This is a genomic window from Blautia sp. NSJ-175, from assembly GCF_022867815.1.
Classification (GTDB): Bacteria; Bacillota; Clostridia; order Lachnospirales; family Lachnospiraceae; genus Blautia; species Blautia celeris.
In genome coordinates this window covers 105,503-129,642 of sequence record NZ_JALIFQ010000012.1, presented here as the reverse complement: position 1 = coordinate 129,642, position 24,140 = coordinate 105,503, and the positions used below count along the sequence as shown (strand labels likewise).

The 24,140-nt window shown below is 46.9% G+C and carries 24 protein-coding genes and 1 CRISPR repeat array; of the genes, 19 read left to right on the top strand and 5 right to left on the bottom strand.

Going from position 1 to position 24,140, the window contains the following annotated elements; all coding sequences use genetic code 11:
- Positions 1–125 precede the first annotated feature (125 nt).
- From MUB35_RS18735 to MUB35_RS18695, 9 genes are all read left to right on the top strand, one after another.
- Positions 126–497 (top strand): RidA family protein, encoded by a 372-nt coding sequence (locus tag MUB35_RS18735; protein ID WP_033143909.1) that lies wholly within the window; start codon positions 126–128, stop codon positions 495–497.
- A gap of 39 nt (positions 498–536) precedes the next feature.
- Complete coding sequence (locus MUB35_RS18730; protein ID WP_244806617.1) at positions 537–1,502, top strand: 1-aminocyclopropane-1-carboxylate deaminase/D-cysteine desulfhydrase; 966 nt, start codon at positions 537–539, stop codon at positions 1,500–1,502.
- A gap of 21 nt (positions 1,503–1,523) precedes the next feature.
- Complete coding sequence (locus MUB35_RS18725) at positions 1,524–2,954, top strand: Na+/H+ antiporter NhaC family protein (protein WP_033143910.1); 1,431 nt, start codon at positions 1,524–1,526, stop codon at positions 2,952–2,954.
- A 233-nt stretch (positions 2,955–3,187) separates the two neighbouring features.
- Positions 3,188–3,586, top strand: coding sequence for an SRPBCC family protein (locus MUB35_RS18720; RefSeq protein WP_033143911.1), 399 nt, complete (start codon positions 3,188–3,190; stop codon positions 3,584–3,586).
- Positions 3,587–3,745: 159 nt separating this feature from the next.
- The gene (locus tag MUB35_RS18715) at positions 3,746–4,105 is read left to right on the top strand and encodes a GNAT family N-acetyltransferase (protein WP_225305345.1); all 360 of its coding nucleotides are present in this window, start codon (positions 3,746–3,748) and stop codon (positions 4,103–4,105) included.
- Between the two features lie 10 nt (positions 4,106–4,115).
- Complete coding sequence (locus tag MUB35_RS18710) at positions 4,116–4,385, top strand: hypothetical protein (protein WP_330425244.1); 270 nt, start codon at positions 4,116–4,118, stop codon at positions 4,383–4,385.
- 25 nt (positions 4,386–4,410) lie between these two features.
- The gene (locus tag MUB35_RS18705) at positions 4,411–4,932 is read left to right on the top strand and encodes a hypothetical protein (protein WP_103732900.1); all 522 of its coding nucleotides are present in this window, start codon (positions 4,411–4,413) and stop codon (positions 4,930–4,932) included.
- 223 nt (positions 4,933–5,155) lie between these two features.
- A CRISPR array of direct repeats spans positions 5,156–6,512; the repeat unit is 32 nt; unit sequence GTCTCCGGCTTCGCGCTGGAGTGGATTGAAAT.
- Between the two features lie 336 nt (positions 6,513–6,848).
- Positions 6,849–8,369, top strand: a complete 1,521-nt coding sequence (locus MUB35_RS18700; RefSeq protein WP_244806616.1) for an AAA-like domain-containing protein — start codon at positions 6,849–6,851, stop codon at positions 8,367–8,369.
- Positions 8,370–8,401: 32 nt separating this feature from the next.
- Complete coding sequence (locus MUB35_RS18695; RefSeq protein WP_244806615.1) at positions 8,402–8,989, top strand: GNAT family N-acetyltransferase; 588 nt, start codon at positions 8,402–8,404, stop codon at positions 8,987–8,989.
- Between the two features lie 23 nt (positions 8,990–9,012).
- On the opposite strand, the gene MUB35_RS18690 is transcribed toward MUB35_RS18695, so the two are convergent.
- Positions 9,013–10,572 carry a PucR family transcriptional regulator gene (locus tag MUB35_RS18690; RefSeq protein ID WP_244806614.1) on the bottom strand — a complete coding sequence of 520 codons (1,560 nt, stop codon included), beginning with the start codon at positions 10,570–10,572 and terminating at the stop codon, positions 9,013–9,015.
- A 322-nt stretch (positions 10,573–10,894) separates the two neighbouring features.
- Here MUB35_RS18690 and MUB35_RS18685 point away from each other — a divergent pair, with 322 nt between their 5' ends.
- From MUB35_RS18685 to MUB35_RS18655, 7 genes are all read left to right on the top strand, one after another.
- A complete protein-coding gene (locus tag MUB35_RS18685; RefSeq protein ID WP_148393590.1) occupies positions 10,895–11,893 on the top strand; it encodes a uroporphyrinogen decarboxylase family protein in 999 nt (332 codons plus the stop codon).
- Positions 11,894–12,318: 425 nt separating this feature from the next.
- Entirely contained in the window at positions 12,319–12,861 is a 543-nt protein-coding gene (locus MUB35_RS18680) for a DUF6323 family protein (RefSeq protein ID WP_244806613.1), read from the top strand.
- A gap of 41 nt (positions 12,862–12,902) precedes the next feature.
- Positions 12,903–13,739 (top strand): DUF6179 domain-containing protein, encoded by an 837-nt coding sequence (locus MUB35_RS18675; protein WP_244806612.1) that lies wholly within the window; start codon positions 12,903–12,905, stop codon positions 13,737–13,739.
- Between the two features lie 8 nt (positions 13,740–13,747).
- Positions 13,748–15,046 carry a hypothetical protein gene (locus MUB35_RS18670; RefSeq protein ID WP_244806611.1) on the top strand — a complete coding sequence of 433 codons (1,299 nt, stop codon included), beginning with the start codon at positions 13,748–13,750 and terminating at the stop codon, positions 15,044–15,046.
- Positions 15,047–15,078: 32 nt separating this feature from the next.
- Entirely contained in the window at positions 15,079–15,753 is a 675-nt protein-coding gene (locus MUB35_RS18665; RefSeq protein ID WP_244806610.1) for a PHP domain-containing protein, read from the top strand.
- On the top strand, positions 15,750–16,304 hold the full coding sequence (locus MUB35_RS18660; protein ID WP_244806609.1) for a GNAT family N-acetyltransferase: 555 nt from the start codon (positions 15,750–15,752) through the stop codon (positions 16,302–16,304). Before MUB35_RS18665 ends, MUB35_RS18660 begins: the two co-directional genes overlap by 4 nt.
- Before the next feature lie 54 nt (positions 16,305–16,358).
- Positions 16,359–17,099, top strand: coding sequence for a DNA alkylation repair protein (locus MUB35_RS18655; protein WP_244806608.1), 741 nt, complete (start codon positions 16,359–16,361; stop codon positions 17,097–17,099).
- Here the strand turns inward: MUB35_RS18655 and MUB35_RS30500 are convergent.
- The 4 genes from MUB35_RS30500 to citC all read right to left on the bottom strand — a co-directional run bounded on the left by MUB35_RS30500 (position 17,096) and on the right by citC (position 20,345).
- Positions 17,096–17,230: a hypothetical protein gene (locus MUB35_RS30500; RefSeq protein ID WP_255611251.1), complete on the bottom strand. Its 135-nt coding sequence runs from the start codon at positions 17,228–17,230 to the stop codon at positions 17,096–17,098. The genes MUB35_RS18655 and MUB35_RS30500 overlap by 4 nt on opposite strands.
- 67 nt (positions 17,231–17,297) lie before the next feature.
- On the bottom strand, positions 17,298–17,816 hold the full coding sequence (locus MUB35_RS18650) for a GNAT family N-acetyltransferase (RefSeq protein ID WP_033143922.1): 519 nt from the start codon (positions 17,814–17,816) through the stop codon (positions 17,298–17,300).
- A gap of 25 nt (positions 17,817–17,841) precedes the next feature.
- Positions 17,842–19,302, bottom strand: coding sequence for a citrate lyase holo-[acyl-carrier protein] synthase (gene citX / locus MUB35_RS18645; protein WP_244806607.1), 1,461 nt, complete (start codon positions 19,300–19,302; stop codon positions 17,842–17,844).
- Positions 19,299–20,345, bottom strand: a complete 1,047-nt coding sequence (gene citC / locus MUB35_RS18640) for a [citrate (pro-3S)-lyase] ligase (protein ID WP_244806606.1) — start codon at positions 20,343–20,345, stop codon at positions 19,299–19,301. Before citC ends, citX begins: the two co-directional genes overlap by 4 nt.
- 205 nt (positions 20,346–20,550) lie before the next feature.
- On the opposite strand from citC, the gene MUB35_RS18635 reads away from it, so the two are divergent.
- The 3 genes from MUB35_RS18635 to MUB35_RS18625 are packed head-to-tail and all read left to right on the top strand — an operon-like array spanning position 20,551 to position 24,139.
- Positions 20,551–21,015, top strand: coding sequence for a (2Fe-2S)-binding protein (locus MUB35_RS18635; RefSeq protein WP_033143933.1), 465 nt, complete (start codon positions 20,551–20,553; stop codon positions 21,013–21,015).
- The gene (locus MUB35_RS18630) at positions 21,012–21,872 is read left to right on the top strand and encodes an FAD binding domain-containing protein (protein WP_244806605.1); all 861 of its coding nucleotides are present in this window, start codon (positions 21,012–21,014) and stop codon (positions 21,870–21,872) included. The genes MUB35_RS18635 and MUB35_RS18630 overlap by 4 nt, the downstream gene beginning before the upstream one ends.
- Complete coding sequence (locus MUB35_RS18625; RefSeq protein ID WP_244806604.1) at positions 21,872–24,139, top strand: xanthine dehydrogenase family protein molybdopterin-binding subunit; 2,268 nt, start codon at positions 21,872–21,874, stop codon at positions 24,137–24,139. The genes MUB35_RS18630 and MUB35_RS18625 overlap by 1 nt, the downstream gene beginning before the upstream one ends.
- Position 24,140 lies beyond the last annotated feature (1 nt).

Below are 24,140 nucleotides of genomic sequence, written 5' to 3'. Positions count from 1 at the left end.
CCTGGACTGAAAAATATTTCAGTCAAAATGATGAAAGAATGAAAAAATAACTATTGACTAAAAAATAGTTTAGTGATATACTCTTTAATATGATAAAACGACAGAGAAATGGGGGGACTGAAATTATGGAAATCATCAGTACAGAAAAAGCACCGGCCGCAATCGGCCCATACTCACAGGGAATGAAGACAAATGAACTTTTGTTCACTTCAGGTCAGATACCCATTGACCCGGCTACCGGCCAGGTAGTGGAGGCGGAGATCACCGCTCAGGCAAAGCAGTCTATTGAAAATGTAGGTGCCGTGCTTGCAGCAGGCGGAAGCAGTTTTGAAAAAGTGATCAAGACGACCTGTTTTCTTGCGGACATGAAGGATTTTGCGGCATTTAATGAAGTTTACGCAAAATACTTTACCACCAATCCGGCGCGCTCCTGTGTTGCGGTTAAGACGCTGCCAAAGGGTGTGCTCTGTGAAGTCGAGGTGATCGCCGAGCGTTAGAAAGGGGGGAATGGAAGCATGCATTTGCTGGAGACTTTTTTGGAGAAGACAGAACGCGTACCGCTGATGCCCGCTCCCACGCCGCTTCACCGTCTGCACAGGCTGGAAGAGCAGTGGGGCTGTCCGGAAATCTATATCAAACGTGATGATATGACAGGCATAGGCCCCGGCGGCAACAAGATCAGAAGCTTGGAATACATACTGGGAGAGGCAGTAAAAGAGGGCAGTAAAGTGATTCTGGCTGCAGGACCTGCCCAGTCAAACCTGTGTACCCTGACAGCTGCAGCCTGCGCGAAAGTGGGACTGGACTGTGAACTGGTTCACAATGGCATCGAGCCGGAGAAGAAGCAAGGAAATCTGCTGCTGAATCAGATTCTCGGGGTGAAATCCCATTTTCTCGGGGACGTGGATTCTGACGCACGCAATGCCTTTGTGGAGGAGCTTTTTGAAAAATACCGCAGAGAGGGGAGAAATCCCTATGTAGTGAGAAACGGGGCTACCACGGGAAGAGGCGCTCTGGGCTATACGGCAGCCGTACCGGAGCTTATGAAACAGTGCGAGGCACAGGGAATCACCGGCATGACAATCTTCGCACCGGGTGGCAACGGCGGTGTGGCAGCAGGGCTGGTGTATGGAAATGCAGTTATGGGAAATCCCTTCCGGATCGTGATCGTGAGTGTGGAGGATGACAGGGAAAACCTGAAGAAACACATTGCGGACACTGTGCGGGAAGTGGAGGCTATAACCGGAATCCCTGCAGGGAAGTCCGTGGAAGAACTCTGCAGTATTGAGGACGGTTTCCGGGGCCGGGGCTGGGGCGTAAATACCAGCGAAAGTGCCCGGGAGATTTTTGAATTTGCCAGGGCAGAGGGTATTTTCATTGAAAATATCTACAACAGTAAAGTTCTGGTCGGCATGAGGGACTGGTTGGAAAAGGGGAAAGCAAAGGGGCCTGTCTGTTACCTGCATACAGGAGGGTTTGGCTCTTTGTTTGCCCAGTATTGACACAAAAGAGGAGGGAATACTATGGATTATGGATTTTTGACATTAATTCCGCCGATCATTGCCATTGCATTTGCTATTGCGTTTCGTAAGGTGGCGCTTGCTCTTTTGATCGGTATTTTTTCCGGAGAACTGATTCTGTGCGGATGGAATCCCATCACCGCTGTAAATGAGCTGGTGAACCAGATTCTAAATGTATGTGCAGATACCGGAAATCTGAAAACGTTTTTGTTTACCACGCTGATGGGCGCATTTGTAATACTGGTGCGTGTGTCGGGCGGCGTCAATGGCTTTGTGACGTATTTGACTGAGCAGGGAAATAAAGTGAGAAGTAAAAAGATGGCTATGATGATCGCCTATATTATCGGTGTCATTATTTTCATTGACGGCCTTTTAAGTATCATGTTCACCGGCGTTGTGACAAGACCGCTGATCGACAAATATAAAGTTTCCAGAGAAAAGCTGGCTTATATCTGTGACTCCACGTCAGCGCCCATCAATGCCATTATTCCGCTGAACTCCTGGGGTGCCATGCTCATGGGACTGATCGGGGCGGAGATCACTGCCGGCGTTATCGCCGGAGACCCTATGAATCTTCTGATCCGGAGTCTTCCGTTCCAGTTCTACAGTATCGTGTCTCTCGTTATGGTATTGTTCTACATACTGAGCGGAAAAGACTGGGGCCCTATGAAGAAAGCTGAGGAGCGTGTGCAAAAGACAGGCAAGCTGTACGATGACGGAGTGGTTCCTCTGTTAAACGACAGTGAAGGATTTGATGAGCTGGTAGAGCCGGGCAAGGAGAACAAGTGGAACATGATGCTTCCGCTTATCGTGCTGATCGGCGGTACCTTCATCGGCCTGCTGGTCACAGGAAAAGGAAATATCACAGAGGGTGACGGAACCACATCCATCCTCTATGCAGTTACCATTACACTGCTTGTTATGGGTGTGCTCTACACAAGACAGAAGATCATGACCGGAAAACAGTTTGGGGATTATGTGCTGAAAGGTGTCAGCAATATGCTCACACTTGTCATCCTGCTGGTTCTGGCATTTGCCATCGGCGGTGTGATCAAGACACTGGGTACCGGTACCTTCCTTGCCAGCCTGATTGGAGGAAAAGTCAGCGGAGCCTTCGGACCTGCTATCATTTTCCTGTTGGGTGCAGTTATGGCATTCAGTACAGGTACAAGCTGGGGAACGTTCTCCATTATGATGCCTATTGCCATTCCAATGGCGGTTGCCATGGATTCCAATATTCTGCTGGCAATCGGAGCGGTTGTTTCAGGAGGTATTTTCGGAGACCACTGTTCTCCTATATCAGATACCACCATTCTGTCCTCCATGTCGGTGGGCACGGACTTGTTCTCGCATGTGAAGACACAGCTTCCCTACGCACTGGTGACGGCGGCGATTGCTACGGTGCTGTATGTGGTATGCGGCTTGGTAATGTGATATTGCATGAAATAATGCGGCGTCTGCCTTCCCGAAGATGGGGGGCAGGCGCTTTTTCTTTTGTTATACTTAGAAAAATCCGTGAACTTTTTAGCCGCAGGCGGCTGCACTCAGGAGCGGGAGTCCGAAAACCGGACTCTTTCTTCTTTTTGTTTGATGCAGGAAAGGGTTTTCGGTTTGACAAGAAAGAGGGTACAGGGTAGACTGGTAGAAAAGGAAAAATGGAGGCAGTTATGGCGAAAGCAAATATGAAGATCCAACTGTCCGCCAGCGCGGAACAGGTCTGGAAGGTGATCACGGATAATAAGAATTACGGCTGGCGCAGCGATTTGGACAGGATAGAAGAGATGGGGGATGGGAAGACCTTTGTGGAGTACACAAAGAGCGGGTTTCCCACTACATTTACAATCACAAAAAAGGTACCGTTTTGCCGGTATGAATTTGACATGGAGAATGAAAACATGAAGGGCCACTGGACAGGCCTGCTCCGTGAAAGCAGAAATGGCACGGAGATAGATTTTACTGAGGATGTGGAGCTGAAGAAACCGTTTATGAAGTTTGCAGCGGGGATGTATCTGAAGAGGCAGCAGAAAAAGTATGCGGAAGATTTGAAAAAAGAGCTGGGAGTATAGAGGTGACAGAAGTGTCCCCTGCTTTACGGGCAGTCCATCTATTACATACCGGATGCAAAACATAGCAACAGAATAGAGTTTCTGCCGGGGTACACTTACAGGGGGCTGGAAGGGGAGAAACTTGGGGAGCTTCAGGGAACAGAGGGATTTGACAATTCCTTGTTGTTTGATGAGAAGGGAAGAACAAATACATATATAGTGTTTTATGCGGAAATACATGGAGAGATTGCAGGGCTTGCCGGGGCCTCCATAGAATCCGGAAGGGTTTGGGAGATCGGCGTGGATGTAAAGGAAAGGTATCGTAAGGGTGGACTGGCATCAGTGCTGGTGAATCATTTGATGCATGATATTCTGGAGAGGGATATTCTGCCTATTTACTGCGTCGCTTCCTCAAATGCAGCATCCCAGGCAACAGCATTCCGGGCGGGATTGAAGCCTTGTTGGATCAGTACATATAAAAATATACTGGATGGGAGTTCGGGGTATGATGAGTTGGTGCGGAGGCTGTACCTAAAATAGGGTATTTTTCCTGACCTGGGATGTAGGGCATTCCCATGTGGATTCCAAAGAGTTTGAGAGCTTTATTTTGGAGCATGAGAAGAAATTGGTACATTTTCATATGCATGATGCGGCCGGAAATAAGAATCATCTGGCTTTGGGGACAGGAGAAATTGACCTGAAAGAGAAATTTGAGATTGCCGGCAAAAGAAACTGCAGATGTGTGCTGGAGACAAAGACTGTTCAGGCACTCAGAGAGTCTGTGGTATGGCTGCAGGAAAATGGTATGATGGAGAGGTAAATGAGCGGAAGGGGAATCGCCAGCAATGGTTCAGGAAAAATATTCAGATATTATCAAAGAACAGACAAACAGGGCATTGTGGGAAGTGGAAAATGTAGTTACCTGCATTCCGGATGCGATGTGGGAAAAGGAATACTGCGGAATGCCTTTGTGGAAACATGTGTACCATATGCTGCACTCCCTGGATTTGTGGTTTATAAATCCAGATGACCCGGGGTATGCAAACCCCTGGTTTCATGAGAAAGATTTGAATAATCTGGATGTGGTTACGAATAAATTGCTTTCCCGTGAGACTTTGGAGGCGTATTTTCTGGAGATTGAGAAGAAAATTAAGAATTATACGGAAAATCTGGAGGATGATATGCTGCTTTTGAAACCGGAAGGGTGTAAGTATAAAAGATTTACACTTATACTGGCGCAGCACAGGCATCTGCATACGCATATGGGAATGATTATGGGCGTTATAACAGCAGAGACAGGCCTTTGGCCCAGAGTCCTGGGACTGGAAGGTAAATTCCCGGATGGGGAATATGAGAAATATTTTTGAGGCGAAGATGCTTTTCTGGAATATTTGGATTAGGTGTGTTATAATGATATAGTGCTTTGGTGGTGCGAAACGTAAGTGGACATTAATTTCTTAGGGGATTCGCACTGGAAAAAGCGCATTGTGATAGAGGGATTGGTGGAGGAATGGGGTGGAGAATATAAAATATTGGTTGATTTGTATAAGGAAATGTGTAGAATATAGATGAAAATTGGTAATAATTGCTGTCTCCGGCTTCGCGCTGGAGTGGATTGAAATACTGTGTTTTTATGACCGGATGTGATCCGGTTGAAGTCTCCGGCTTCGCGCTGGAGTGGATTGAAATCGCAACAGACTTGAGCCATTTATCATGGCCTTCCGTCTCCGGCTTCGCGCTGGAGTGGATTGAAATAAGCTCCGCCTTTATGTCTTCGCATTTCTTCCTAGTCTCCGGCTTCGCGCTGGAGTGGATTGAAATCGGAGCTTGCAGCAGGCAGGCTGGAGAGTGTACTGTCTCCGGCTTCGCGCTGGAGTGGATTGAAATAGGCGGCTGTTCCTGTTTGTCCAGGGCCTCCACTGTCTCCGGCTTCGCGCTGGAGTGGATTGAAATTTCGTAAATTGTACCTTTTACTATATCTCCTTCTGTCTCCGGCTTCGCGCTGGAGTGGATTGAAATCGACAGACACACTGGCTACAATGCTTAAAACGTGTCTCCGGCTTCGCGCTGGAGTGGATTGAAATTCTCTCACACCCTGGTATATCTTTAATCTTTTCCGTCTCCGGCTTCGCGCTGGAGTGGATTGAAATTATTTTCGCATAAAGAGATTCCTCATGTAATTTGTCTCCGGCTTCGCGCTGGAGTGGATTGAAATTATTTCTACATCGTAACTCACATTCATCTTGACTTGTCTCCGGCTTCGCGCTGGAGTGGATTGAAATGAGTTTAATATACAGACAAACGTGGGAAATGCTTTTGGTCTCCGGCTTCGCGCTGGAGTGGATTGAAATCTATGCTCTTCCAGGTATTTCCTCCACCTCTAAGTCTCCGGCTTCGCGCTGGAGTGGATTGAAATTTATTCTTTTCCCATTTATCTGGATGCAGCTGTCCGTCTCCGGCTTCGCGCTGGAGTGGATTGAAATCTATTATATGGCGACATATCACCCACGTTTGAATGGTCTCCGGCTTCGCGCTGGAGTGGATTGAAATTGGGAGAGGTGGAGATTAACGCTGCAAAGTTCGAGTCTCCGGCTTCGCGCTGGAGTGGATTGAAATTCATTAAAGAGGCAGCTTTAACCATGAATCTGCGTCTCCGGCTTCGCGCTGGAGTGGATTGAAATCTTACTTTGTCATTCAAATCATAGAAATAAATCTCGTCTCCGGCTTCGCGCTGGAGTGGATTGAAATGGAGAACACACATGATAAAAAGTTAGAAGATATGTCTCCGGCCTCGCGCTGGAGTGGATTGAAATTGCTGATAACATCTGTTTTAATGCTTTGTCTGATAAAGTCTCCGGCTTCGCGCTGGAGTGAATTGAAATATGCAACATCTGCTTCTACTCTTGGACAATTACGTCTCCGGCTTCGAGCCGAAGCAGATAGAAATGCTTGTAGGAATACAACCACAGTTTTAGGTATTGTCTTTAGCTTCACACCGAAGACAGTCACAATAGTATTAACACTAAATACACCGGACAAAATTCGTACCTTGAAATTAACGTCCACTTAAATTAGAATCAAGACATGATCACCTACCATTTATTCAACATTTTATATTTACGTTTAATAAAGACATAAAGATAATAATCAGCACTGCAAATTCAAATTTTTATCGCATTTATGCATAAAAATCATCTTGCAAATGATTCCCCAACAATAATACATCCCAGGAGGTTTACAGCGTTATAACGTGACCGGAATCTGTATACCAGAGAAACATTATATGGTAGACATATCACAAAAAGTAAAACAAATTGTAGAAGAATACATTGAGCCAGGGTATTATTTTGCAATTAACAGAGGCAGACAATACGGGAAAACCACAACGCTGTATCAGTTAGAAAAATATTTGCAGGATCAGTACATGATTATCAGTATCAGTTTTGAAGGCGCAGATGATTTATTTGATTCCAGAGAAAATTTTGTAAGAGGATTTGCGCAGCTGGTCACCAAAGAATTGGAAAATGAAAGTTTAGATGCTAATGTAATTGAACAATGGAATCATTATGAAGAAGATGAGCTGACTTTTCAGAACCTCGGCGATAAGATAAGCCGGTTATGTACGGATTCAGATAAGGAAATCATCCTTTTGATTGACGAAGTTGACAAAAGCTCAAGCAATCAGATATTTCCCTCTTTTCTCAGTTTACTTCGAGACAAATACCTGGACAGAGAAAAGGGAAAAGAGAATTTTTTTCATAACGTGATTCTTACGGGTGTTTACGACATAAAAAATTTAAAATTGAAGATCAGGCCGGATGCAGAGCATAGATATAACAGTCCATGGAATATTGCAGAAAGTTTTGATGTAGATATGTCCTTTTCGCCGAAAGAAATAGCTACAATGCTGGAAGAGTATGAGGCAGATTATAAATATGGAATGGATATAGACAAATTAAGTAATGAAATATATGCCTATACGTCCGGATATCCATACCTTGTATCACAAATCTGCAAATTGCTGGATGAATCAGTCTGGAAAAATAAAGATTTTGGTGACAGAGCCTCTGTGTGGTGCCCGGAAGGAGTAAGAGCTGCTGTTAAATATATGCTGATGAGCCGGAGTACACTATTTGATGATATTAACAAAAATCTTGACTTGTATCCTGACTTAAATGAGATGCTCCATCATATACTTCTGGGCGGAAAATCGTACCCGTTTTCGCTTGCGGATAATACAATTCAAATAGGCACAATGTTTGGATATTTGAAAGAAGAAGACTATAAAGTATCCATAACAAACCGTATTTTTGAAACGTATCTGTATGATTTATTTTATCTCAATGAAACAAAGAACAGCAGGCTGGCGGATGCTGCGGCAGTTGAAAGAAACCAGTTTATTTCAGGACACTATTTGGATATGGATAAAGTTTTGGAACGATTTCAGGCTCATTATACTTCTTATTATGGAGAAAAAGATTGGGAATTCCTGGAGGAAGATGGCAGATTTCTGTTTCTTACATTTTTAAAACCAATCATTAACGGTACAGGACATTATTATGTGGATGCCGGAACACGCGACCAGCGGCGGACAGATATCATTGTAGATTACCATGGAAAACAATATATCATTGAACTGAAAATATGGCATGGTGAAGAATACCAGGCAAAAGGTCGAAAGCAGCTCTGTGATTATCTGGACAGCTATGAGCAAAATAAAGGATGGCTGGGGTCAGTTTCTGTTTTAATAAAGCAAAGGAAAAGAAGACCGGAATTAAAAAAATCAACGAAGCCGGAAAGATAATCACCGAAGTGGTCGTATAGGAGGAACATGCATTGATATACTTAGAAACAGAACGCCTTATTTTACGGGATTATACAAAGGATGATGCAGAAGAGTACAGCAGACTTATGGCAGACGACGAGGTGATGTATTATCTTCAGGATATCCAGCACCATTCCAGGGAGGAATCGGAGAAGTATTTTGCGGATATTCTGCAGGATATCCGGGGGAAAGACAGGTGCAGATATTTTCTGCACATGCAGAAAAAGGATACAAAAGAACAAATCGGCAGTATCGGATATACGGTCATGGATACAACACCTGTGGGAAAGCTGGTGCACCTGGGGTATTTTACATATCCGAAATTCTGGGGCTGCGGTTATGTGACAGAAGCGCTGGAAAAGGTGATGGACTTTGCTTTTTCAAAGGGCGGCGTATACCGCATCACCACCGGATGCCTCAAGGAAAACAAAGGCTCCGAGCGTGTTATGCAGAAATGCGGCATGATCAGGGAGGCAGAACATGTGGACTACGAATGGCATGACGGTAAAATGAAAACACGTATGGAATACCGCATGCTGAAAAGCGATTGGGAGAGTATCCCTTGCCGCGCAAAGCGTGCCTGCCGCAGGCATGAATGACGGAATGCGCTTTGAGGTATGCCTTAAGATTCCACAGGGGTCAGCCCCAGCAGGTCTACAAATGTATAGGACATCATAATAAACAGCCTGACATTGGCATTATCCAGATTAGTATGGATGATGCCGTTTATTTTTTTCAGTCTCTGGTACAGGGTGTTCCTGTGGATATAGAGTTTCTGCGCGGTCAGAACCGCATTTCCTCCGCAGTCCAGATAAGCCCTCAATGTTTCCAGAAGATTTGTTTTATTCTTAGAATCATATATATAAAGCTGCACTACACCGGGATGGCACAGATGTCTTCCGTCGATCCGGCTGGTGCCGTAGTGCATAAAATAGTGCAGCACATAGTCCTCAAAATCATAGCACCACTCATGAGGACTATATTTTTCTCCCATCTCAAGAGCTCCCAGAGTCTGTTTATAATAGCTGGAAAAAGTGCTGAAATCAAAGAAAATATAACTGATGCCGGCGTGAAATAATCCCTCTCTCAGGAAAATAGAGAGCATATGGACAGCATCCGTCTTGGTCAGGCGGGCCTGGTCCAGATTGATAACAGTGAGAAGATTGTCTTCAAAATAAAAGGCAAAACTCTCAGGTATCTGTTTTTCAATGTTTCCGCAGATGTTATTGTAGATAGAATTGATCTTGTCGAAACGGTTAGTCTGAAAGGTAACCAGCAGGTAGTTGTCCCCGTTTTTCCAATTCATAGCCAGCAGATAGCGGTCTATCACGGCCTGTTCAATCTGCGTGTCGTACAGAAGCTCTTTCAGAAAATCCTCAAACCGCAGAGAATGTCCGGAGCTTAAATGATTTCTTCCCAGGGCAAGCCGCAGAATACCGGAAAAGTACAGGGCAAGCTGCCGGTGTACCCGGGTGAGAGGGCAGTTCGTCTCCATAACAGCCAGGGTCAAAGGGGAGCCGCTTCCCTCCACAGGGGCAAAAAGCGTATTGTATGCAAAATATTCCTCCGATACAAAACAAATATCAGAGGATTCAGAAGCTCTGCGGTATTCCGGAGAAGTCTTGATGGCATTGACTGTATCAATGGAGAGCATTTTGGAATCCGACCATTTGTCACACACCAGCTCCAGTTTCTCCAGGCGGGAATCCGCTTCCCCTAAAATGCAGTAATTTTTATCGAAAAGAATGAGAGGGTTTCCGAAGAGGGCCTCACCGATTTTCAGTATTTCCTGCAGAGGGGCGTTTTTCATGACAGCAGAACTGAGCCGCGTGTCAATCGCCTGGTATTTTAGGAAAACGGAATTAAGCGCATTGAACATGTCGCTGAATGTGCACTGTGCATCCCCTCGATCCAGTATCAGAATATCCGCGTCCGCTGTATCCGGCAAAAGCCCGGCTGTATTTCCCATGACAGCCAGTGTGATGCCAAAAGGGCAGCTAAAAGAATCCGAAATACTGTCTGCATCCACGGCATAACAGATTTCCGGCGACAGGGAGGATTGGGAATGGTACAGGCCGACACCCTGCAGGTTTGGCGCTGTAGTATCTGATTTTTTCCTGCCTGCCCGTCTGGGGGAGAAGGCAGATAATTCTTCTGCGATGATATCCAGATTGATTTTCATAAGAATATACTCCTTTGTCAAAATATTATAATTTATGCCTCTATTTGTCAAGAAAAAGTATGGGCAGAGTGCCTATAAGGAGTGGAAAAACAGATACAGTCTGTACATTTTCTGAAAACATAGATTGTTATACAATAGAACTATAAAAGTAACTGTTCAGTCAGGTCTGCGCATTTACTGCGCTGACCGTGCATAAGAGTAGTGGCAGCAGGTATTCGCCCCATCGCGAAGCGATTTTTAATGGGCGAATACCCGTAACGATTCAGCTGGCTGAATAGTTACCTATAAAAAGTTTTCGGAAGACAAAGGAGGAAACGATCATATGAATCTGCGGGAAAACGCTATGGCGATTTATAACAGGGAACAACCGGATTTTTACGGGGATTTGATGGATGCCATCGTACTTGTGCCGGACCCTGTGCTCATGGGAGACATGTGCCCTCAGGATGGGCTGGAGCACAAGGATTCCTGGGGAACGGTCTATGTTTATAAGCCGGGTGCCCCCGGCCCTCATCCAAGGGTGAACAGTGAAAATGCTGTCATCAAGGATATTGAAAAATGGGAGGAGCAGCTCACCGTACCGGATCTGGATCATCTGGACTGGACGCTGGTGAAAGAGGAAGCGGCTAAAGTGGACCGCAGGGAAAAATTTGTGGGATTCATGTGCGCCGGAGGCCTTTTTGAGCGCTCTCACCATCTGATGGGAATGGAGGAGGCCCTGGTAAATTATCTGGAGTATCCGGATGAGATGGCAGCACTGCTCCGGGTGATTGCTGATTATAAAATAAAGTATATCAAGATGGTGGCAGAACAGATCCACCCTGACATAATCTTTTATCACGATGACTGGGGTTCCAAGCAAAATGTTTTTCTTCCGCCAAGGGTATGGCGCCAAATCATAAAACCTCTGCAGAAAGAGATCGCGGATACCATACATGCCTGCGGTATGATTTATATGCACCATGCGGACTGCATCTGCCAGCCCATTGTCACAGATATGGTGGAAATCGGCGTGGATATCTGGCAGGGTACGATCGCGCAGAATGATATTGTGGAAATCCAGAGAGTGACAGAGGGAAAGCTTGCTATGGTCGGAGGCATTGACGGCCCGAAAGTAGATATTGAGAATATCACGGAGGAGGAGATCAGGGCAGAGGTCAGAAGAGCGATTGATACCTATTGCCCGGGCGGAAGATTTTATCCATCCATACCAAACGGCATCTGTTTCAGGGAGTGGAATAACAGCATTGTCATGGATGAACTGCACTCCTACGGAAGAAAATATGCGCAGGAGCATCCGGTTGGAAAATATCCTGGCTAATCAGTCCGGCAGTATCCCGTAAGATACCGCGCATCAATATGGCGGAAGCGTGAAAGGCAAAAGAATAGAATACAGAAACGAAAAAAGGAAGCAGATTTTTATTTTCTGCTTCCTTTTGCACTATTATATTACCACAAAACAGGGTTTTTTTCAAGGCTTGTAATGGACTTTCTGCGACTGTATAATGAGCGTTACCATTCATATCCACTGTCCTGCCAAGTGTTTTTTGCCCAAAGCATGCAGAGACCGCGGCGGCCGGTGAGATATGGAACAGAATGTTCTGTGTCTGTGTATCGCGAAGTGCACTGCCGGGCACAGAGTGAGCAGTAATGAATGAGCAGCTATAGAAACCGGCCGGCAGCTGTCTGGCCGGCCTAATAGTTCCACCGGTTAAAGGTTTTCAGGAAAGGACAGGTAGATAAGTCATGGAAAAACAGATTGTTGAACTGCTTACAGAAAAGAGGCAGAAGGATGAACTGGCTTTGCTGGACGCGTACAATCAGAAGACGGAAAAATTCGGGCTTACACTTACGGAGCAGGAGGCAAAAGAATTGATCGTAAGGCGAAATGAAAGTCTGAAAAAGTACGGCAGAGTTGAGTTCGGCAGGGGAATTTTAGACAAGATCGTCTATAACTTCTGCGATTCCCAATATGTCAGCCAGGAAAATTATCTCGCTGTTCTCACCAGACTGCAGGACATCTTTTATCATTTTAAGAACGAGTCTCAGGATAAAATGACAGATGATGAGCTTTTGAATTTTATGAGGCAGCAGTTTGAATCTGTGTGCTTCGGGGACCTGGATTATCTGGAAGATACGTGCCTGGAACGCTTTGCAAAGGCTGTCAGAGAAGGCTATCAGGGGTTTACGGAAAGCGGTGGATTCGACGAATATGAATCACTCAGTGAGGAAAAAAGATGGGATGACGAACTCTATCAGTCTGTCCTGAGGGAGCTTTTCTGGGAGTAAAAAGAGGGTGTTATCTGTAATTTGGAAAGGGGAAAAAGCAAATGGAATACCAATTGGAAGAATTACTGCCGCTGACAGCACGGCTTGCGGAGAAATACACCTCCAAGGAGAGCAGTTCTGTGACGTATGAGACAGCGCAGATGCTGATGGAGGCAGTGCTCTATTGTGTGAGGGAATGCCGGGATACCTCAGAATATACATTAGTGTCCGAACATACAGTGAAAGCGGAAGATGCATATAGAATCGGCTATGACAGGGTAGTAGAAAAGACCCGCAAGGCAAAAGAAATCTACGATAAACTGATCAAAGATTTCTGTGATTACGGCTGCAGCAACTACAGGGAGACGATACTGAAAGGAATGCCTGCATTTTTTATTGCCTATGATGCCAGATTCAGGCCGCAGGACCATTTGCTCACACTGGATTATCCGACCGTGAATATTCAAAGAGAAATGTGCGGAATTGATGTCATCTATCAGTATTTATGTGATATAGTAGTGGAGAAGGATTTTCTGGAATGTTTTCCGCAGCAGGCTGTGAGGCAGCTTCTGGAACGTGTTCAGAGAGGGAATAGTACTGGATATATGGGGAATCTCAGTGAATTGGTGCTCGTCACGGCATTTGGCTGCATGATAACGGACAGGCAGCTTTCACAGCTTCGGCTCTGCAGTCAGGATATGGAGGCAGCAGAACAATATTTCCGGGGGGATGATCTGCAGAGGACAGAGGGAAAACTGAGAATGCTGCTTCGGGTTCTTGCTGAAAAGTCCGGCAGACAGATATGGACTTCTTACTTTGACAGCCTGTGTCATGAATATGCTGTCCGGATTCAAAACGGCTTAGCCTACGGCAATCTGGAGACTGTATTTTTCGGATAGGAGACAATATGGAACGTAAGATAAAATATGCGCTTCCCTGGATCATTTATCTGGGGAGCCTGTTGGGATTCGTACTTGCCAGGTTTATCCTGCGGGGGATTGGGGTTGAGTTCAGATTGTGGGTGCAGGCCCTGTTCTGGGCGCTGGTTTTCCTTTTTCCGGCCCTGCTTATCGGATATTACCTGACCAGAATAAAGTATAAGGTGCTGGCTGTTGTACTGACAGTTATTTATGCTGTTTTGGCAGTGATTGTGTTTATAGGAGGCTTTGTTTACTTCCTGTTGACATCGCCCTCGGAGCATGATATCGGCCTGGGTATGATCTGCGTGGCAGAGCAGTCAGGTGGTTATACAACAGGCTATACCTATTGGGATAAGATATCTTTCTTCGGAAGAAGGCAGTTTGAATGGGACGAGGAGAGAGATATCAGGCTTCTTGAGGACAAATACGGAATGAAATTTGCGGAGAATTCCGGCGCGTATGTGACGGAAGAATATCCGCAGATCGCGGTACATATTTTAGGCTATCCCACCGTTTCCGGCAGCGGGCTTTCTGATGATTTTATTGAAAATATTGCGTGTGATCATTTTAAAAAGACTTATGAAGCGGAGGCGTTTCAGACAGAGTGGAGTGAAACAAAGGAGAACGGAACCGAAGGATACCATCTTATTGTGAAAAAGGAATCGGAGATAAAGCAGGCGTCAAAAGAAGCTGCCGCGATGATCTCCGATGCCATGGAAGACCCCATATTTGAGAAATTTACCGGTGATCTGCAGGTACAGATCGAGGTAAAAGAGAATAAAAGAGTATGCAGCCTGTACTTCGGAGGTACATCGGAATCTTCGGATCAGGAAAAACGCAGTGATTATTATACGGATGCCGAAAATATCGGAAAAACGCTGGCGCAGACTTACAATGAACTGCTGGAATCCCTGGAAGAAAGTGAAAGGATAGACCAGATCACAGAAGACACGGAGGATGAAAATAAAGAATATTTTGACCGGATGGAGCGCTCCTATGACCTTCTGTATGAGAAAAAACTGTCAGAGCAGTATACAACATCAGAAAAAACGTATAATGCAAAAGGAAACTTTTACGCTATTTTGGGAGGCGATACTGCTGAGTACGAAAATGAGGCGGACAGGCCATACGAAGTGACGGTAGTGTATGACAGAGTTTCAGATGACGGGAAGTCTCTTCTGTTTGTCATGTATAAAAAGTATCATGAAAAATCGGATACAGCTACAGGGTATTCTGTTGATCTGGATGCGGAGAAGGTGGAGGAGTATGATGTTCCGTGGTTTTGATCATGATATTATACTGAAAAGGAGGACGTTAAATGAAATTGGAAATGCACACCCACACAGCAGAAGGAAGCCCCTGCGCCCGGATTTTGGCAAGGGAAGTAGTAAAGGCGTACAGCCAGACGGATTATGACGGTATAGTTATAACGAATCATTTTGATAAGGATCTTTTAAAGAATTTCGGAAGTACGGACCGTGAGCGTATGGAGCGTTACCTCCTGGGATATGACATAGCACATGAGGCAGGCAGAGAGTGCGGACTAACGGTGATACTGGGAATTGAAATCCGGCTGGAGCCTTATGCCGAGGATTTCCTTATCTATGGGGCGGATAGAGAGTTTTTGTTTGCCCATCCCAATCTGTGCTTTCTCACTCAGCAGGAATTGTACGAGTTATGCCATGAAAATGGAGCACTTCTGTATCAGGCACATCCATTCCGTCCACCATGCAGTCCGCAGAATCCTGCATATCTGGACGGAGTGGAATTTAATCAACGACCGAATGGAAATAATCACAATGACCTACTGGAGAAATGGATCTGTGACCATCCTGATTTGAAACGGGTGTCCGGCAGTGATTTCCATGTTATGGACAATCTGGGATTTGGGGGCATTATACTGGAACAGCAGGTGAAGGATTCCGGAGAACTTGCAGATTATCTGAAACACCACAAACCACATCTGATCATAGAAGGGAAAGAAAGTTCATGAATAGAAAGAATATCTACATAAGAATGGCAGTACCGGAGGATGCCGGAACACTGCTTAAAATTTACGAGCCATATGTAAAAAATACCTGCATCACATTTGAATATCAGGTACCTTCTGTGGAGGAATTTACACAGAGAATCCGGGAAACCCTGAAAAAATATCCATACCTTATAGCAGAGCAGAATGGCGAAATCCTGGGCTATGCCTATGCATCACCTTTTAAGGGAAGGCCGGCTTATGACTGGGCTGTGGAGACAACGGTATATCTCAAGGTAAATGTAAGAGGAAATGGAATAGGCCGGCAGCTCTATACTGCTCTGGAGGATATTCTCAGAAGACAGAATATAACAAATGCCAATGCCTGCATCACATATCCGAATCCCGAGAGTATAGGATTCCATGAAAAAATGGGGTATCGGACAGTGGGACATTTTACGAAATGCGGATATAAGGGCGGACACTGGCTTGATGTGGTGTGGATGGAAAAATTTTTGCAGGAACATTCAGATAAACCGGGGGCGGTGATCCCGGTGGGGGAACTGCAGTTGTGAAAATCTCAGACAAAAACCTGTCGAAAAACTACATATCAAAGGGGGAACAAAAGCATGACAAGTGATGAAATCCTGTCAGAATTAAGAGCAATGAGTTCAGAAAAATACAAAGCCAACGTGGTGAAACTGGGCATACCGGAGGCGTGCAGCATAGGCGTATCCACTGCGGATGTGAGAAAACTTGCAAAAAAGGCGGGCAAAGACAATGCTCTGGCTCATGAATTGTGGAACACAGGTTACCATGAGGCGAGGCTGCTTGCCGTATTGGTAATTGACAAAAAGAAGTTTACACTGCAGGAGGGAGAGGCATTCATGCATGATGTCATCTCCTGGGATTTGTGCGACCATCTGTGCAAGAATCTGCTGATCAAGCTGAAAGGATACGAGGATCTCATTGAAAAATGGTGCGACGCGGAGGCAGTATACGTCAAACGTGCCGCCTATACCCTTATGGCATCCGCTGCCATCCATGAAAAGAATCTGGAAAACGAGACACTGGACCATTACCTTTCCCTCATCCGCACATATTCGGATGATGAGAGAGAGCATGTGAAAAAATCCGTATCCTGGGCATTGAGAGAGATCGGAAAAAGAGATTTTGATTACCAGGAAAAAGCAGTGCTGCTGGCCCATGAGCTGATAGAAAACGGAGACAAGGCCCAGAAATGGATAGGAAAAGATGCCCTGAAAGAATTGGAAAAGCTGGTCAAAGTGGAGGGGCGCGGCCGTCTGATCGCTTCCGATTCAAAGATGGGGAAGGAAAACGCAGCGCCTCTTCCGGCACAGCAGCTTTAGTCGTCTGCTTTAGACTGATAAGCGATAAGTACAATATCCTTATCCGTCTCTTTATTTAATCTGTTCTGAAGCTCATTGATTTCAGAGACACAGTCCTCTGAAATAGAAGCTACCTGATAATCATTTTCCATTTGTGATCACCTCCATGCATATAGTTTGCGGAGAATGTGATAAATTATAACAAATGCGGAATGAAATTTACAATATTTTTTGAAGCACATGCCTTGGCAGGCCGCCGTATAGGCGGGTGGTCTTTACAATCTCATAGCCACTATTCAGCATATTGTTCAGACTGAAACGATTGTCAGGATGTACGGTTGCCAGAAGCCGGTTCCTCAAAACAGGGGAGCCGGCAAGAACCTCCTCAGCTTTATGAAGCATACGGGACTGAAGGCGGTTTCCCTGATATGCCGGATGCACCACCGCCATATCCATATGAACGGTTTTCTCCAGTTCTTCTTTCGTATAGCCAAGTAAATGACCGAGGTTTTCCTCTGCAAGCCCCGGGAATTTTATAAGAAAGAATCCTGCCAGGGAAGACTGGGAGATAGGTTCTGCGACAATGGTAAAGCCGCATGTCTCAATGTGTTTTTTCATATATTCTTCACAGTCGGAACAGAACCACTCCGGGTGTTCCATGGCCTTCTGAGCTTCGGCCATCACCTGCATAATGGCAGGAATATCACGGTAATCTGCTTTTCTTATTTGAAACTCCATTTCATTTTCCTTTCTGCGCAGCCTCTCAATTCCATCTGCAGGGCAAAATGCCTGTAAAATATAAAAAATATGTGAGGGCCAGCATATCCGCGCTTCCGCCCGGACTGATATGGTTTGATACAAAATGATCATCCAGCCGGGGAAGAACGGCAAGCTGTTCTTCGTAAGAGGCATGTTCTAAGAATCGTTTTAATTCTCTCCGGATTTTCGCCGCTGTTTCATAGCCGGAGCGGGTGATCAGATTGGAATCTTCTGTCTCTGCCATATAGTGCAGAAGTGTGATGCATCCCGCCTCATTCAGGGAACCGCCATGGGCCAGTACCCGGAGAAAGAGGGGATATCCCATGTGAAAGAGGGATGGGAAACCAAGATGAGCCTCCCCGCGGATTCCGGTGATGCCATACTGTCTGTACAGCCGCTCTCCGTGGCTTGCGGCATGGGAGGTGTCAAGCCTCTGAAAGTCATCCGGAAGATGAACCAGCATCTGCCGCACTGTGGTTTCCAGATGGGGAAAGGCCTCCCCGGGATTGGCGTATTTCAGGCGGAAAGAGCCGCCCGCGTCTCTGGAAACCATATCATAGCCAAGCGCACAGCAGAGAATGCCCCCGGAAAAGATCATGCCTTTATGGGTGTTGACCCCGCCCGTAGCCTGTTTCATAGCCGTCTCCGCAGCTATGCCCAGCGGACGGATGGATGCGAACAGCTCCGGCAGGTCCTCCTCCTTTCCCTCCTTAAGGGCGAATTCCATCCCCTGCCTGGTCACCTCAATAAAATAAGAAGTAAGAGCATAGGCACTGTCACGGAAGGTATACCGGTCCATATCTGTGTGCGCACCGTTATGCATAAGGTCCACAAGGCCGGGCTTTAAAGTGGTATTGACCTCATAAAAAAGCGCTTTCTGCATCAGCAGTCCGATATGGACGGAAAAACGTTCCACAAAAAAATTTCTCATAAGAGAAATCTCCCGCTCCACCAGCTCCTGAGCTGTATGTGTCCGGGAGCGTCCGCACAGAAAGGCAGGTCTGTCACAGAGCAGACAGGTGCGCCCGGCATATCCGAGGGATTCCCTGGAGACTTTAGTTCCGTCGGGCATCAGCACGTCAATGTCAAAGAGACGTCCGAGAGGATGGGTTTCCTCCAGTTCTGTGAGATGTGTTTTACATATACGGGCAAGACCGGACTCCTTTTTAACAGAAAAGAATGCCTCATATCCTGTAACTTCCCGAACCTCCCGAAAAGCGGTGATATCCGCTTCCAGCCAGAGAAGGCATTCCCGGATGGCTTCCAGACCTGCTTCAAAGGCCAGAATGGTATAGGGGAAGACCTTGATTGGCCCTACGATATTCAATGTAAAGCTGATCAGAGCAGTGTTATCACGCTGTATATCTTTCAGCATTTCTCTTTGAATGGCTGCCCGCCGTTCTCTGGCATCCAGCACCTGATCCAGGGTAATGGGAGTGCCGGAGCATAAATCTGTATGGTTCATGACTGTCTCTCCAATAGTTGTTTTCTGAGGGCAATCCCCTCCTGTGATACCAGATAGCGGTAAGTATTGTCCGGCACCAGCGGACGAAGGGATTCCATATGGCCTGCCAGGAATTTCTCCCGAACAAGGGTTGCACTGATAATTGTATCTCCGCATGTCTTCCGTGGAATTTCCACAACCTCGATCCCACAGGCCGGAAGGGTCTGCTTCATCTGTTCATTATACGCTCTTGTGACCGGGGAAAAGGGTTCCTCCCCAACAAAACGCTTTTTAATATGAAAGGCATCCCTGAAATAGTCTGCAAAAATTTTCAAATCCAGCTCCGCGGCTTTGTCCGAAGCCCCTGCCTTATCTTTCAGGAAATAGTCGGGAAAGGTGGCATGGGAGATGAGATATTCGGAACTGCCGTGGACCATGACATTTTCAAGATCCCTGCATCCCTCCCTGACAAGGCGAAGCCTGACATCAGCGGGAAACTCCGAAGCGTCAGCGGAGAGCACAAAGACATGGAGCACGTCACACGCCTGTGCCGCGGTTTCGATCAGATAACGGTGCCCCCTGGTGAAGGGATTGGCATTCATGACAATGGCACCCGCGTCTTTGCAGGGAGGGAGAGGAAATTTGGCAAGCTCCTCCTCCAGATAATGGGAGATACCATCCTTTCTGTTCTCCAGCAGCAGCATGGTATCTGTTTCCGTTATGGGGTAGAAGCCCATATCCTCAAAAACAACCCGGTATTTTGGTTTGGTAAATAAAAACAGATGCGGAATGCCGCAGGTATAAGCCTGTTTGATAAGCTGTGTGACGATTCGCTGCAGAAGCCCTTCCCCCTGATAAGTTTCATCCACAGCAATGCATTTCAAAATATTTTCATGTCTGGAACCGCAGCCTATGATCTCCCCGTCCCCCCTGCACAGCAGGACAGAGTAGATGATCTGCGCGTCATAGGTCAGGCCGCTTTTTTCCAGAAACTGTTCCATTTTTTTTCTCTTTCGGCCCCGGAAGGGAAAGCCCTCCTCCAGGTAACTGTTTGCCAGTTCCATAGTAAAACCTCCTGTCTGTTACTCATTATTTAAGAAAAAACCATTTCCGTCAAGAGTTTCTTGGAAAATAGACAAAAAACCAGAGGGATTTCAACGGTTTTTCAACGGAAGTGATATACAATAGACTCATCAGACAATGGACAGACTGAAAAACGCACAAAGAGGCGTAAAAGATATAAGAAAAAAGCAGGAGAGGGTGAATAGAATGCTGCTCAGATGTATGATCAACGGAGAACAGGTAGAGAAAGAGACAGAGCCGACAAAACGTCTGCTCGATTTTCTGCGTGAGGACTGCGGACTGACCGGTGTGAAGGAGGGCTGCAGTGAGGGTGAATGCGGTGCCTGTACGGTACTGCTGGACAGAAAAGCTGTGACAAGCTGTACGGTTTTTGCAGGCCAGGTCATGGACCGGGAGATCACCACCATTGAGGGCCTGGAGCAAAACGGTGAGCTGGACGCGCTGCAGAAGGCGTTTATCCGGATGGGAGCTATCCAGTGCGGTTTCTGCACACCGGGTATGATATTGTCCTGTAAGGCACTGCTCTATGAGAATCCCCACCCCACAGTGGAGGAAATCAAGAGAGCCATCGAGGGAAATCTGTGCCGCTGTACAGGGTATGAGAAAATCGTGAAGGCTGTGAATGCCGTGGGAGAGGGGGAAATCAAGTGAGTTTCCGAATACCGCAAAATCTGGATGAACTGGCTGCTGCCCTCAGGGAAAAAGATGAGAATACTTATCTCTGCGCAGGGGGAACAGACCTTGTCATCCACTTGAGAAAAGAAAAAAAATTTCATTATTCATTGATTGACCTGACACATCTGCCGGAGCTGTCACAGATCACAGAGACAGAGGATTCTGTGATCATCGGCGCAGGTGTCACCATGACAGAGCTGGAACAGTGTCCCCTTGTCAGGACATGGATACCGGCTCTTTCTAAGGCCGCATCCATGGTAGGCTCCACCCAGATCAGGAACCGGGCCACCCTGGGAGGAAATGTGGCAAACGCATCCCAGAGTTCAGATACTACCCCGGTGCTGCTTGCCTATGGCGCAGAGGCAGAGATTCTGGACGGGACAGGTGCAGTGACAAAACGTCTGGTGGATGATTTTGTGGAAGGCCTGGAGAAGACCACCCTGGGAGAAAGAGAAGTCATCCTTAAGTTTATTGTGAAGAAACAGCATGTGCTTTCAGCATTTGCAAAAGTAGGTGCCAGAAAAGCAGTTACCATTTCAAAGATAAACGGCTGTATCTGTACAGAGATAAAAGAAGGATGTATGATGCACCCTGTGGTATATCTGGGGGCCGTGGGCGCAAAAGCGGGCCGTGCCCGTCTGATTGAAGCGTGCCTGGAGGGACAGACACTTTCCGGCTGTGACGAGGAAAAGATTCGGGATGCCGTGTACGCCCAGATAGAGGAGAATATTCCGAACCGGCCGTCAAAGCATTATAAAAAATCAGCCGCTTTCGGGGTTATTGACCAGATACTGGATGACCTTCGCAGGGCAGAAGAGGAGGTGGGCAGATAATGGATACAAATAAAAGCGATTTGAAATATGTGGGAAAGAGCTATATCCGTGAGGATGTGTATGACAAGGCCAGGGGAAAGACAAAGTACACCTGTGACAGGCAGATTGCCGGCATGCTCTATGCCAAGCTGGTTCTGAGTGAAAAAGCCAATGCGGATATTTCAATCCGTACGGAGAAGGCAAAACAGGTACCGGGCGTCCGGGCAGTGTTTACCCATGCGAATGTGCCGAAAATACCTTACAACCCGCACAACTGGTCTGCCTGTCTGGATGCTCCCATGGACCAGTATATTTTAAGCGAAAAGGCCCGTTATGTGGGAGACCATCTGGCCCTTGTCGTAGGGGAAACCAAGGCAGCCGTGGAGGAGGCAGTCAGTCTGGTGGAGATCGATTATGATGAAGCTGCCCCCGTCATCGGCCTTAATGCTGCCAGGAAAACAGAGGGTATGCTTGCATTTGAAAAAGAGGTTAGCTGCGGGGATTATGAGGCGCTTACCGGAGATGGGGAAGCAAAAGATGAGCTGATCGTGGTGAGCACAGAGGGAAGTACCCAGAAAATCCACCACAGCGCCATCGAACCCCATATTGCACTGAGTGAGATTGACGAGAACGGCAATCTGGTACTCTGGACCCCGTGCCAGACGGTTTACCAGGTCAGATACCATATCAGCCATCTGCTGGGCATCCCTTATACAAAGGTCCGTGTTATAAAAGCTGTGATGGGCGGTTCTTTTGGAGGAAAGGGGCAGACCGTGGTGGAGCCGGCCTGTGCATTTGCCACATGGATACTGAGATGTCCGGTCATGCTGTATATGGACAGGCAGGATGCAGTCATGGGAACCAGAAGCAGAAATGCCACGGAAACCCGTGTAAAAACAGCGGTTACCAGAGATGGCGTCATTAGAGGACGCAGAATAGATGCGGATATTGACGGAGGTGCCTATTATACCAATGCTTCGGCAATTGCCATGGCGTACTGTAAAAAACTGTTCCGCATGTATCATGTTGAGAACCAGACCTGCCATGTGCGGACCTTCTATACAAATACCATTTCCGGGGGCGCCTGCAGAGGCTACGGTTCTCCCCAGGCTCATGCTGTCACGGAGGTAAATCTGGACCAGGCAGCAAATGCCATCGGTATGGACCCTTGTGAACTCAGGCTGAAAAACATTGTACATCCTATGGATGATGACCCCACAGGGGGAACGAATCTGGGAAATGCCAGGATAAAGGAATGTATCCGGAAAGGCATGGAGGCCTTTTCCTGGAAAGAAAAAAGAGAACATATCCATGAGAAGGATACCAGACGGTACGCGTATGGAGTAGGCATGGCCTGCGGTGCCCATGGAAATGGCTATAAGGGCGCGTATCCGGAGTTTACAAATGTGACCATATCCCTGCATCCGGACGGAACCGTGGAGGTGCAGATCGGAATCCATGACCAGGGCTGCGGAACGGTTATGACCATGCAGCAGATAGCAGCAGAAGCGCTGCATATGGATGTATACCGGATCAAGATCCACGAGGCCGACACTTTTATCACCCCATATGACGCGGCAGGAACACAGGCCAGCCGTGTCACCTATGTGTGCGGACGGGCAGTGCAGAAGGCAGGAGAACAGCTTCTGGACAAGATGAAACAGGCTTGTGTGGAGATGTATCAATGGGATCAGGACAAGATAGAGGCCGATGACGGAATCCTTCGCTGCGAAAAGGAGGAGAAGTCTTATAAACAGATAGCGCTTGACTATGAACTTAAGTGCTGCCGTTACATGCACACAGAGCTGGAATACGAGCCGCCGTCCAACCCGGGAACTTACTGCTGTGCCTTTGCTGAGGTGCGGGTGGATAAGTATACGGGGCAGACAGAGGTGCTGGACCTGCTCTGCGTACATGATGTGGGACAGGTCATGAACCGGACGCTGTCTGAAGGCCAGGTGGAGGGCGGTGCCCAGATGAGTCTGGGGCAGGCTCTCTTTGAAGAGATTTCCTATGATGCAAAGGGAAGGGTCAAGACCAAAAACTTCTCCAAGTATCATATTATCAATGCGCCGGATATGCCAAAGGTGCGCTCCATCTTTGTGGAGGATGGGGAGCCGGATGGCCCATACGGAGGAAAGAGTTTGGGAGAGATCGCAGCCGTGGCACCGGCGCCGGCAGTGGCCAATGCCATAAACTACGCGCTGGGGAGCTGCTTTGCAAGTTATCCCATCACACCGGAGAAGGTAGTGGCATATCTGGAAGAGAAACGTAAGGAGGGCAATTAAC